The organism is Streptomyces sp. NPDC024632, from assembly GCF_055559175.1.
The window spans coordinates 11,969-23,814 of sequence record NZ_JBVHLD010000029.1; the positions used below are offsets into that span (position 1 = coordinate 11,969).

An 11,846-nucleotide genomic window follows, 5' to 3' on the forward strand; every position below is an offset into this window, starting at 1 on the left:
GCGGATTTTTTTTCTCCTCCCTTTCTCCGCCCTCCCCCTCCCCCTCCCCCCCCCCCCCCCCCCCCCCCCCCCCCCCGGTGGTGCTACCGGGTCAGGGCCCGGCGGTGGTGTCGAGATCCACTCCGCTGGCGAGCGCCGCGATCTGGGTGTCGGTCGCGACTCCGCCGAAGACCCACACGTCGTCGATCACACCGGGCCAGTACTCGCCCCAGGTGGACGTGCCGGTCTTGAGGCGGCCCAGTTGCAGGCCCTTGGTCGCGTCGAACGGCAGCACCGAGGAGTTCCACGACACCGACTCCTTGCACGCCGGGTCGTCGGGGTTGCCGTCGTCGTCACCGTCGGAGCAGAGCGACTGCTGCATCTGGCCGTTGATGTACAACCGCATCTGACCGGCCATCAGGTCGTAGACCACGGCGATGTGATCCCACGCGCCGTTGTCCTGGAAGCTGGTGTCGGAGGCGGTCGAGACGACGGCGCCGGTGCCGTCCGCGTTGGACGTCTGCAACTGCCAGGCGCCCGCGTGGGCCGGGTCGGCGGAGTCGGGTACGTAACGGACCGCGAAACCACTGGTGTTCGTACCGGCCATGCTCAGCACCGTCACCGGTTTCGTCGGCCGCGCCGCGGTGGAGACCCACGCGCCCACCGTGAAGCTGCTGTTGGTGTGGATCGGTGACGTGGTGGTCGACGCGTAGCCGGTTGCCGTGCCGTTGAGCACCAACGACCCGGTGCCGACCATGCTGTTGGCGCCCGTGGCGTCGATCTGCGCGCCGCCGCCGAGGGTCAGCGGGTGCTGGTCGGCCGCGGTGGTCAGCGAGTCGGGCGAGACCTGGGGAGTGCCGGACGCGCTGTCCAGCTTCCAACGCCCCTCGACCACGAGCTGGTTGTGGTACATCGACTCGGCTTCCGGCGCCGACAGGGCCCGGTCGTAGAACCGCACGTCGTCGATCTGACCGGGGAAGAAGCTGCTCGGTGCGCCGTCGTACGACCCGGCGCCGATCTGGACGGGTCCCTTGCCGTAGAAGGGCGCGGCGAATTTCGTCGTGGCCACCCAGAGGCCGTTGACGTACAGCCGCATGTCGTCGGTGTTCGCGTCGTACGAGCCGAGGAGGTGGGTCCAGACACCGGCCGGTGAATGGGTGGTGTCGCCCTGGGAGGCCCGCACGATCGTGGCGCTGTCGGAGTCGGCGGTGTAGGCGTCGAAGGACCACCCGTAGGTCGCGGAGTAGTACAGTTCGAAGCCCGGCCGGTAGGTACTGGTCTGGGTGGCGATGATCGCCGCGTGGTCGGGTTTGGCGGACAGTTTCGCCCAGCCGACCACGGAGAAGCTGCGCTGGTTGTTGACCTGCGGGGAGCGGGTGGACGCGTAGCCGCTGGTGCCGTCGAGGGTCAGCGACTTGTCCTGCGCGCCCGCGCTTCCCGCGGTGACCCCGCCGTGCAGGACCGCGGGGTCCACGTCGGCCTGGCCGTGCACCACCGTGGTGGGGTTGCCGTCGTCCTGCGCGGCCGGTTCGTCCAGCGGGAAGACCGCGCTGGCCGGGCGGCCGGCCCCGAGCTGCTCCCCCTTGTACAGGTGCGCCACGTCGGCGGCCACCAGGGGCTTGTCGTAGATCCGGACGTCGTCGACCGTGCCGGGGAAGAAGCTCCCCGGGGAGCCGGAGTAGCTCCCCGCGCCGATCTGGAGACCCCGCCGCGCGTCCCACGCGGTGGTGTAGCTCGTGGTCCCCATCAGGGCCCCGTTGACGTACAGCGACAGCGTGTGGGCCGTCCCGTCGTACGTGCCGAGCAGGTGGTACCACTGTCCGGCCGTGACGCCGCCCGCCGTGGCGGACATCGCGCGGACCGGGGTGGCGGTGGCCGAGTCGGAGCTGTACTGGTTGAACACCCACCGGTCGTAACCCTGTGAGTAGTACAGCTCGAAGCCCGGCGCGTTGTTGCCCGGCTGCGCGGCGACGACCGCCGCGGCGGTCGGCATCCGGTCGAGCTTCACCCAGGCGGCGACCGTCATGCCCTGGTCGGTGTGGACGGCCGGGATGTCGGACTGGAGGTAGGAGTCGGTGCCGTTGAAGTCGACGGCGGTGCCGGACTTGCCGGGCGCGCCGAGGGTCGGCGAGCCGACCACGTTCAGGGTGCGGTCACCGGCGGAACCGGCCGCCTGCGCGGCGCCCGCGTCGTCGTCGAGTTGCCACTGGGCGCGGGCGGGCTGGCCCTCCTTGACCCGGAACTCGTACACCTCCGGCTCACTGCCGTTGCCCGCGCTGTCGAATGCCTGCACGTTCAGGAAGTTGGTGCCCGCGCGGGTCGGCCGGAAGGTCACCGACTTCGCCGCGCCGCCCGAGGTGGCCACGGTGTGGGCCGTGTCGCACACCGCGTCGGCGTTGACGCCGTAGCAGTACTTCACGACGTCGGTGGAGGCCGAGCGGAAGGTGAAGTCGCCGTCCCGGCCGACACCGTCGTACGTCGGGTCGTTCGGGTTGTTGTCGTCGACGGCCGGGTAGTCGCCCGAGGTGATCACGGGGCCCGCCGGCACGGTGGTGTCGTACACCCAGTAGCAGTTGGTCGCGGAACCCGCGGACGACCACGGGGAGTAGCTGTAGTACTTGCCCTGGTCGTAGTCGACCGCGCGGGCCTGCCAGGCGATCGTCTTGTTCTTCGGGACCGTCTTGCCGCCGAGCGTCGCGGTGAGCTTCGTGGAGAAGGTCGAGCCGGACTTCTTCGGGCCGATCTTCGCCGAAGTCCACTGCGTGACCAGGCCCTTGCCGTCACCGGCGTCCCACGCGACGGAGAACTGCACGCTCACCTGGTCGCCGTCGGGGTCGGTGACATCGCTCGCGCTGATCGTCGGCAGGGTGCGGATCCGCACCGACGTGGACGGGCTGTGGCAGGAGGCGCCGGGGCTCATCGACAGGTGGGACATGGGGATCTGCTTGGGCGGCTGGTTGTAGTGGACGCGCAGATACGCCTTGTTGGTGAAACGCTTCCAGCCGTACGGGTCGGACTCGTTGGCCTTCAGACCGAAGGTGGTGGTCCCGGAGTTGTGGGCCGCCGCGTACTTCACGCCGGTGGTGGCGTTGAACTCGACATCGGAGGCCGCGCAGCCGGAGCTGCCGTGCGCCTCGGTCTGGGTGTCGATGTGGTCGAGCCAGTGGTCGGCGGAGGAGTTCCAGGTCGTGCCCTTGGTGAAGCCGCTGGTGCGCCACAGCTCGATCGGCTTGGCGGTGCACGAAGCCGACCACGTCTCGTGCGCGACGAAGGTGGCGTCCAGGATCGTCTTGCCCGCGAACTTCGACGTCGGGAAGGAGTAGAAGAGCCGCTTGACGTCCCTGGGCGCGCAGTAGGTCCAGTCGCAGTCGCCCACACCCGCGTCGTCGTCGCCGTTGAAGCGGTACTGCGGGCTGGAGGCCCAGTAGCGCGAGACCATCGTCCAGTCCCCCGCCCTGGGGGTGTACGTCTGCGGGTCGATGTACAGCGGGAACGAGGTGTCCGCGCCGGTCAGCAGCGCGTGGTCGGGCGTCAGCGTCAGCGAGCCGGACGCGTCGGAGGTGTCGACGGCGACGGCGATCGGCGCCATCTGGGAGGTACCGGTCGGGCCCTGCGCCGGGTCCTCCGGGCTGCCGTCCTCGGCGGTCGCGGCCTTCGCGCCCTTGGCGGCGCTGGTGGTCCTGGCGCTCTTGGTTCCGGCCGCCGGGGTGTCCGTCCCCTGCGTGCCGGAGTCCCACATGATCGGCTGCGGCGCCGCGAAGACCTCGCCGCCGGTCGTGGTGTCGGTGGCGGTCAGACCGCCGTCGGCGGTGCGCGCCACGTCGAGGCCGTCGGTCACCACCCCGAAGGTGAGCTGCGTGAGCGCCGGATTCCGCGCCGCCGCGGCGGTGTTGACCACCAGCAGCTCGTGGAAACCGTCGGTGTCCGCGCGCACCCGGAGGTCGACGTCCGGCAGGACGTTCTTGTACGTGGCGGTGTCGCCGTCGAGCGTCGGCGCGGGCAGCGCCGACGGCCAGGTGTACGACAGTTTCCGCCCGGCCCTGTCCAGGGTCACCAGCGGTGCGGAGCCGCCGCCCGACAGCTCCATGCCGACCGACGCGACCGCGGGTGCGACGCCGCCGTCGGGCCGCCGCACCAGAGTGTTGTCGATCGTCTTCCACTCGCCGCCGACGCGGGCCCGGACCGGACGCAGGTGCTGGTCCGTCTCCAGGCTGCCGTCCGGCAGCGCGTACGTCTCGTTGGACTCCGTCCGCAGCGACGTGATCTCCACGCTCTGCCCGGCCTCGGCCGCCTCGGCGACCGCCGCGTCCTGCGTGAGCGCCGTGCGGTGCGAGGCACCGGTGTCGGCCTTCACCGGCTTCGAGGACTGTGCCGCCTTCGACATCGATGTCGACGTCGGCTCCGCGCCCGGAGTCGGTGCCGCGGCGACCGCGATCGCCGCCGCGGGACCCACCGCGACGACCAGAGCGGACGCGAGCGTCACTATCAGCCCACGAGACGCACGCACACGTCTGACCCCACCCAAATCCATAATCCCCCCATGAGACGCGCCGCCTTGTAGGCGTCTGTTAACAGTGCGCGAACAATCGAGAACCGTAGATCAACGCCTTCACGACAGCAACACACTTCTCTCGAATATTCGCCCGCCCCCAGCGTTTCGTGACGTTCCGTCAATGTCCGTCGAATATTTCGCGTAGGCGCAGGTAGCGGACGGATGCCCGCGTCTGTGTGAATTCCGCTTAGCCGCTGGTGAGAGCCGCTGCCCGGCTTTGTCCTGCCGTGCTCGCACAACGGCCCTATGCGCCGTCTCGGCGTTATCGGCACCGTCGGTGAGCGCCGCGACGCGGCCCGGACAGACGGCGGGCGGCGGACGTGCGGGCGGTCGGACGTTCCGACAGGCGGGTGTTCGGACGGGCGTCGGTGACGGTCAGTGACGGGGAGGAGCGAGGGTGGTGCCGGCGGCGATCGAGCAGGGGACGAGGAGGCTGTCGGCGCGGCGGCCGGGGTCGTCGAGCATCGCGATGAGCTGGTCCACGGCGGTCCGGCCGATCCGGACGCGCGGGATCTCCAGCGACACCCACCGGCCTTCCGGCTGCTCGGGCGCGCCTTCGAGCACGGCGACGGACAGGTCGTCCGGCACCCGCAGGCCGCGCTCGGCCAGCTTCGTCCGCAGCGTCTCGGCGAGCCGTACGCTCTCGGCGACGACGGCCGTCTCGGCTCCCGTGACCAGGTGGTCGAGCCACGCGTCGGACAGGCCGGTCTGGCCGCGGAAGCCGGGTGACTCGTCGGTGAGGCCGAGTTCGCGGACGGCCCGCGCGTAGCCCTCCCGGCGGTCGGTGTACGGCTCCATCTCCAGGGGCTCGCGCAGATAGCCGATGCTGCGGTGCCCGAGTGCGGCGAGCCTCTCCACGATGCCCGCCGCCGCGGTCTCGTAGTCGGGGATGACGCACGGGATCTCGGCACCGGGCACCTCGCGGCGGCCGATGTGGATGAACGGGTAGCCCTCGTACCAGAGCCTGGCCAGTTCGCCGCGGTCGGTGGACACGCCGAGGAGCACGCTGCCGTCGGCCAGGCCCAGCCGGTTGGTGCCGTCCCGGTAGATGTTGCGGCGGCCCCCGTCGCCGCTGCCGGTGGAGGTGAACAGCACCAGGTCGTAGCCGGTCTCCTCCGCCCGCTCCTCGATGCCCTGGAGGAATTCGAAGTAGAAGTCCTCGCGGGCGTGCGGGAAGACGGCCTCGAAGGTGTGCACCCCGAGGAGGTTGGTGCGCTTGTTTCGCATCGCGCGGGCGGCCGGGTTGGCGACGTACCCGAGTTCCCTGACCGCGTCGAAGACCCGCTTGCGGGTCTCCTCGGGGATCCGGGCGCGGACGGCGTCGCCGCTGATCACTCGGGAGACCGCCGATTGGGAGACCCCGGCGAGACGGGCCACGTCGGCCTGGTTGGGGGCGCGGTCGCGGCGGCGGGCGGTCACGGTGTGCTCTCCTGTCGCAGGGGGCTGTCCTTGTGCGTCACCGGCTCGCGCCGGGCCGGGCCGGTCTCCTGGCGGCGGTGCTCGGTTGCCGCGTGCGCTGTCCCGGCGGGTCCGGCCGCCCGGCCCGGTCCGGAGCCGGTTCGCGCGGGCGCGGCATGGCGTTCCAGGGGGCGACGGGGGCGGAAGGCGCGGCGGGCACGACGGGGGCGGCGGGCGCGGCACAGCGGCTTCAGCGAGCCGAGCGGGTCCGGGAAGATGAGCTGCACGTCAGCATGGTAGGCGCGGGCCGCCCGTCCGGTGCCGCGCATCGGCGGGATCCCGCCGCGGGCGGTCGGCCGGAAGCGGGCCCGTCGTGCTGCCGCGGCCGGACTCGCCGACGACGGCCGTCCGCACCGACCGGGCGCGGGGCCGCGCTCGCGTCCTCCACGGGGTGCACGGCCCCCGGTGCGCCGGGCGCATCGGTACGGCGGCCCGACGGATCTCGCCTGCCGGTGGACCGCGGGCTCGACACGTCGGCCTCGCTGCTCGGCTGTCCGTCGAGCGTCACGGCCCGGCGGCCTTCCGGTGTCCCGGCCGGTCTTGGTACGGAGAGCGCGTCAGCGCCGCGTGCGGGACGTTTCCGCGAGCACATGGTCCGTGGCCGTCCCGGCGACCGCCGGCCGTTATCGCGGGTCGGCCTCCGCCAGGAACTCCCGCTGTGCCGCCCGCAGTCGGGCGTCCTCCTCGGCGGCGGCCGGGTACTCGACATGGCCCGCCGTCAGGACGAACAGCTCCTTCGGGCCGCCCAGGGCGTTGTGCACGGCGAATTGTCCGGGCGGCGGCACCGCGGGGTCGAACAGGGCCGCGCCGACGTGGACGGGGACGCGGACGCGGGTGGCGGCGACGGCCGCGTCGAAGTAGCCGAGCACTTCGGTGACTTCGGGGTGCCGGGCGTAGTGGGCGCGGACCGCCTCGCCGCTGCCCGTGCAGGGCAGGGTCAGCCGCAGCGGATGGTTGCCGAAGCTGGGCACGGTCAGCAGCCCGTGGTGGAACCGGTCGTCCCAGGGCAGCGCCAGGGCGCCGATCCCGCCGCCGAAACTGCCTCCCACCAGGGCGAGTTGGCGCGCCGCTCCCGGTACCAGGGCGAGCAGCGCGGAGGCCGCGCACCAGGTGTCGGCGACGCATCCGCCGTGCACGTAGGTCTCGCGCGAGGCGATGCCGTGCACAACGTGTTCGGCCGCGGTCGCCGGAATCTCCGGGTCGAGGCTGCGCGTGGCCATTCCGCGGGCGCACGGCCAGATCGCGGCGGTGCCGGGCGGGGGCAGCGTCACATCGACGGCGTCCCTGCCGCCGTAGCCGTGCAGGACGACCATGCCGTGCGTGACGTGTCCGTCGGCGGGCAGCGTCAGCCAGCCGCCCACGCGGAAACCCCCGACCGAGGTGTACGACACCGCGTGGACGCGTACGCCGTCCCGCTCCTCCTCCAGCGCTCCCACCCGCGGCGCGGTGTCCACCGCCAGCGCCTTGGCGTACGCGCCCTGCCAGAAGTCGCCGAAGTCGGCGGGCTCCTCCGGGGTGCCGACCTGGAGCAGCCGGTCCAGGTCGTATCCGTACGTCGGGTCGAACGGGAAGTCGTGGGTCTCGATGGCCTCGGCCGTCACGGGTGCGGATTCCTCTCGTCGGTCGTTCCGCCCGGCGCCGGAAGGCCCGGCGGGGGCGGCGAATGCGCTGTCGGCGGCCGGACGAGCCGTGGCCGCTTCTCGATCCTCTCGATCGCGCCGCGTCCGGGTCGAATCCGGGCAGCAGCCGCCGTTCACCGTCCCGGCCCGCCGGTGAGGCCCGGTACGGTTGCCGACGGCCATGCTAGCGAGTGGCGTTCTCGCAGGTCACGGCCGGGGCCTGCGTTCCGGTGCGCGCGTGCCGCGCCCACTGCGCCGCCGGTCCCGGCAGGCGGGCTCGCCACGCCCGCGGCATCACGTGATCCGGATCCGGCCACTCCCGAAACCTACCCTCGGAGGCATGCTGACTGTCGAACTCGCCTTCACCGCCACCTCCGAACGCCTCGCGGCCCGCCCCGCGCACCGCGCGATCCTCCAGCGCCTCCATGACGAGGGCCGCCTCGTCGCCGCGGGACCCTGGGCGGACGACACGGGCGCGCTTCTCGTCTTCTCCGCCGACCGCGACGAACTGGACCGGATCATGGCCGCGGACGCGTACTACCGGACGCCCGGAGTCACCGTGACCGCCGTCCACGAGTGGGCTCCGGTGGTCGGGCGGGACCGTCTGACCGACGGCTGATCCGGTGCCTCAGAGGTGGAGCATGACCGTCTTGGTCTCGGTGCAGGCGTCGAGAACACTCCCCCATGGAGAACGAGTCGGCCCACGGCCGGTTCGTCGGCCGTGGGCCTCGATCACCTCGGCGACCTGAAGCAGGATCGCGCCGCGTGGCCACCGCGAGGACTGACGATCAGTCAACTCACCGGTGCGGTAAGCGACTTACGCCGAGCGGCGGCGGCCTGCGGCTGGGTGTCGGTCAGGAGCGGGCGAGGAGTTCGAGGGTGTCGATGACGCGGTTGGAGAAGCCCCATTCGTTGTCGTACCAGGCGACGACCTTGACGTGCTTGCCGTCGACGCGGGTGAGGGCGGAGTCGAAGATCGACGAGGCGGGGCGGCCGGTGATGTCACTGGAGACCAGGGGCTTGTCGGTGTATTCGAGGACGCCCTTGAGGGGGCCGTCGGCGGCGGCGCGGTAGGCGGCGAGCACTTCGTCGCGGGTGACCTCGCGCGCGACGGTGGTGTTCAGCTCCACGATCGAGCCGACCGGGACCGGGACACGGATGGAGTCGCCGGACAGCTTCCCGTCGAGGTTGGGCAGTACGCGGCCGATGGCCTTGGCGGCGCCGGTCGTGGTGGGGACGATGTTGACCCCGGCGGCGCGGGCGCGGCGCAGGTCGCGGTGCGGGCCGTCCTGGAGGTTCTGCTCCTGGGTGTAGGCGTGCACGGTGGTCATGAAGCCGTGCTCGATACCGGCCAGGTCGTCCAGGACGGCGGCGAGCGGGGCCAGCGCGTTGGTGGTGCACGAGGCGTTCGAGACGATCACGTGCGCGGCGGGGTCGTAGTCCTCGGTGTTGACGCCGTACGCGAGCGTCACGTCGGCGCCGTCCGAGGGGGCGCTGACCAGGACGCGCTTGGCACCGGCGCGGATGTGGGCGCGGGCGGCGTCCGCCGAGGTGAATCGGCCGGTGGACTCCAGCACGATCTCGACGCCCAGCTCGGCCCACGGCAGCTTCTCGGGCTCGCGCTCGGCGAGCACCTTGATGCGGCGGCCGTCGACCACCAGGTCGGTCCCGTCGACCTCGACGGAGGCGTCGAGGCGGCCGAGCGTGCTGTCGAACTCGAGCAGGTGGGCCAGCGCCTCGGGCGCGGTCAGGTCGTTGACGGCGACCACTTCGAGGTCGGTGTCGCGGGCGATCAGGGCGCGGAGGGTGTTGCGACCGATACGGCCGAATCCGTTGACGGCGATGCGGGTCATGAGAAGGGCTCCTTTCGTTACGTCTTCCATGGTCGGCAACCGCGCGCCGAGCCGACAGTGGCCCGAATGACAGCGCCCGCAAGGATCTCGCCAGCCCGGTCGTGACACCGCGAGCGGCCCGCCATCGGCCCGCCATCGACTCGCCTCAGGTCCAGCGGCTCCGTACCGCTTCAGCCCTCACGGCTCCGGCCCGGGAAGACTCAGCCCGGAAAGCTCCCATCCGGAAAAGCTCGGACCGAGACCCCTCAGGCCGAGAACGTGTGCCGGTACTCCGTCGGCGACGTGCCGAGGATCCGCTGGAAGTGCAGGCGCAGATTGGCGCCCGTGCCGAGCCCGACCCGGTCGGCGATCTGCTCCACGCCCAGGTCGGTGCGTTCCAGCAGCTCACGGGCCAGGTCCACGCGCGCCCGCAGCACCCACTGCATCGGCGTGTACCCGGTGTCCTGCACGAACCGCCGCGAGAAGGTCCGCGCCGAGACCCGCGCGTGGCGGGCCAGCTCCTCCAGCGTCAGCGGCTCCGCGAGGTGCGCCAGCACCCACTCCCGCGTGCTCGCGAAGACGTCGCCGAGCGGTTCCGGCACGCTCCGGGGCACGTACTGCGCCTGTCCCCCGCTGCGGTACGGCGCCGCGACCAGCCGTCTCGCCACGTGGTTGGAGAGTCCCACTCCGTGGTCACGCCGCACCAGGTGCAGGCACATGTCGATACCGGAGGCCGCGCCCGCCGAGGTGAGCACGTCGCCCTCGTCCACGAACAGCACGTTCTCGTCCACCCGCACCAGCGGATGCCGGGTGGCCAGTGCCTTCGTGTAGTGCCAGTGCGTCGTCGCCCGCTTCCCGTCGAGCAGGCCGGTCGCCGCCAGCGCGAAGGCCCCCGTCGAGATCGCGGCGAGGCGCGTACCCCGCCCGTGGGCCGCCGTGAGCGCGCTGACGACCGCCGCCGGAGGCTCCGTGGTCGCGGGCTCGCGGTAGCCGGGGATGAAGATGGTGTCGGCGTGCTCGACCGCGTCGAGCCCCTCGGCCACGTGGTACGAGAGGCCGTCACCGCCGGTCACGAGTCCTGGCGCGGCCCCGCACACCCGCACCTCGTACGGCATGCTCGGCCGGTTCGAGAACACCTGCGCGGGGATGCCGACATCGAGCGGCTTCGCACCCTCCAGTACGAGCACGGCGACGCGGTGCCGCTTCCGGCTCATCAGCTCTCCTCCGGTCACTGCGGTGACTGCGTGACTGCTGCGGTGACTCCGCGTGCCTCGCGGCCGGACGCGGGTACCCGCCGGGGCGTCGGTGGCCGCGATGGCACCTACCGCAAGCATCCTGCCACCCGGAGGCGTGTGCCTCACACGCCGCCCGCTCCCGTACGGGCGGCGTACACCTGTCCGCGCCCGCTCCCGTACGGGCGGACGCCGGCCCGCGTGACGGCGAGGTCAGCGCCGTACGGCCCGCGCCAGCGCCTCCTCCGCCTGAACGGCCAGTACGGCGACCAGGTCGGCGGCCTGCGGGACGTTGTGGACGAGGTCGACGGCCTCCCCCGCCCACACCGGGAGCGAGGGCACCGCGCCGCGCGCCACATCGGCCTGGTACTCCTGCCGCGCCTGCGGGTCGGCGGCAAGCTCCGCCTCCCGGCCGCGCCAGCGGTCCAGGTAGGGGTGGCCGAGCGTACGAGCGGTGTACGCCGTCGGCCACCGGGAGCCGCGGGCGATGTCCAGGACGCTGTTGCGCTCGGTGTCCTCCCCGCTCCCGCCGACGATCGCCTCGACGGCCGAGGGCTCGGCCCCGGCCTCGGCCGTCGCCTGGAAGCGGGTGCCGATGAGTGCACCGGCCGCGCCCAGCGCCAGCGCGGCGGCCACACCGCGGCCGTCGCCGATCCCACCGGCCGCGAGCACCGGCACCGGAGCCGCGAGGTCGACCACGACTGGCACGAAGGGCAGCGTGGACCTACCGTGGCGCGCGCCGTGTCCGCCGCTCTCGGTGCCCTGGGCCACGATGACGTCGGCCCCGACGTCCAGCGCCCGCCGGGCCTCCTCCAGGTCGGTGACCTGCACGATCAGCGGCACGCCCGCCGCCCGGACGCGTGCCGCCAAGGGCGCCGGGTCCCCGAAGGACAGCATCACCGCGGCGGGACCGTACTCCAGTGCCTGCTCGACGGCGCCGGCCTCGGCCGCCCAGCTCAGGAACCCGACTCCCCACGGCCTGCCGCACTCGGCCGCCACCGGCAGCTCGCGGGCCAGCCACTCCCGGTCGCCGCTGCCGCCGCCGAGCAGTCCGAGGCCGCCGCCGCGCGACACGGCCGCCGCCAGCGCGCCACCGGCGGAACCGCCCATCGGTGCCAGCGCGATCGGGTGCCGCACACCGAACATCTCCGTGAACGCCGTCGCCAAAGTCATG

General features: G+C 72.4%; 8 protein-coding genes. 1 reads left to right on the plus strand and 7 read right to left on the minus strand.

Annotated elements, in window-relative coordinates; translation table 11 throughout:
- Window positions 1–91: 91 nt before the first annotated feature.
- From ACZ37P_RS37520 to ACZ37P_RS37535, 4 genes are all read right to left on the minus strand, one after another.
- On the minus strand, window positions 92–4,486 hold the full coding sequence (locus ACZ37P_RS37520; RefSeq protein WP_467350937.1) for a LamG-like jellyroll fold domain-containing protein: 4,395 nt from the start codon (window positions 4,484–4,486) through the stop codon (window positions 92–94).
- 420 nt (window positions 4,487–4,906) lie between these two features.
- A complete protein-coding gene (locus ACZ37P_RS37525; protein WP_467350939.1) occupies window positions 4,907–5,950 on the minus strand; it encodes a LacI family DNA-binding transcriptional regulator in 1,044 nt (347 codons plus the stop codon).
- Window positions 5,947–6,216, minus strand: a complete 270-nt coding sequence (locus ACZ37P_RS37530) for a hypothetical protein (protein WP_467350941.1) — start codon at window positions 6,214–6,216, stop codon at window positions 5,947–5,949. Before ACZ37P_RS37530 ends, ACZ37P_RS37525 begins: the two co-directional genes overlap by 4 nt.
- A 396-nt stretch (window positions 6,217–6,612) precedes the next feature.
- On the minus strand, window positions 6,613–7,590 hold the full coding sequence (locus ACZ37P_RS37535; RefSeq protein ID WP_401310952.1) for an acetylxylan esterase: 978 nt from the start codon (window positions 7,588–7,590) through the stop codon (window positions 6,613–6,615).
- A 358-nt stretch (window positions 7,591–7,948) separates the two neighbouring features.
- Here ACZ37P_RS37535 and ACZ37P_RS37540 point away from each other — a divergent pair, with 358 nt between their 5' ends.
- Window positions 7,949–8,227 carry a YciI family protein gene (locus tag ACZ37P_RS37540; RefSeq protein ID WP_391045375.1) on the plus strand — a complete coding sequence of 93 codons (279 nt, stop codon included), beginning with the start codon at window positions 7,949–7,951 and terminating at the stop codon, window positions 8,225–8,227.
- A 235-nt stretch (window positions 8,228–8,462) separates the two neighbouring features.
- Here the strand turns inward: ACZ37P_RS37540 and gap are convergent, their stop codons facing one another.
- The 3 genes from gap to ACZ37P_RS37555 all read right to left on the minus strand — a co-directional run bounded on the left by gap (window position 8,463) and on the right by ACZ37P_RS37555 (window position 11,845).
- Complete coding sequence (gene gap / locus ACZ37P_RS37545) at window positions 8,463–9,461, minus strand: type I glyceraldehyde-3-phosphate dehydrogenase (RefSeq protein WP_467350943.1); 999 nt, start codon at window positions 9,459–9,461, stop codon at window positions 8,463–8,465.
- A gap of 245 nt (window positions 9,462–9,706) precedes the next feature.
- Window positions 9,707–10,654 carry a GlxA family transcriptional regulator gene (locus ACZ37P_RS37550; RefSeq protein WP_391045381.1) on the minus strand — a complete coding sequence of 316 codons (948 nt, stop codon included), beginning with the start codon at window positions 10,652–10,654 and terminating at the stop codon, window positions 9,707–9,709.
- A 231-nt stretch (window positions 10,655–10,885) separates the two neighbouring features.
- A complete protein-coding gene (locus tag ACZ37P_RS37555) occupies window positions 10,886–11,845 on the minus strand; it encodes an NAD(P)H-dependent flavin oxidoreductase (RefSeq protein ID WP_355345615.1) in 960 nt (319 codons plus the stop codon).
- Between the last annotated feature and the right edge of the window lies 1 nt (window position 11,846).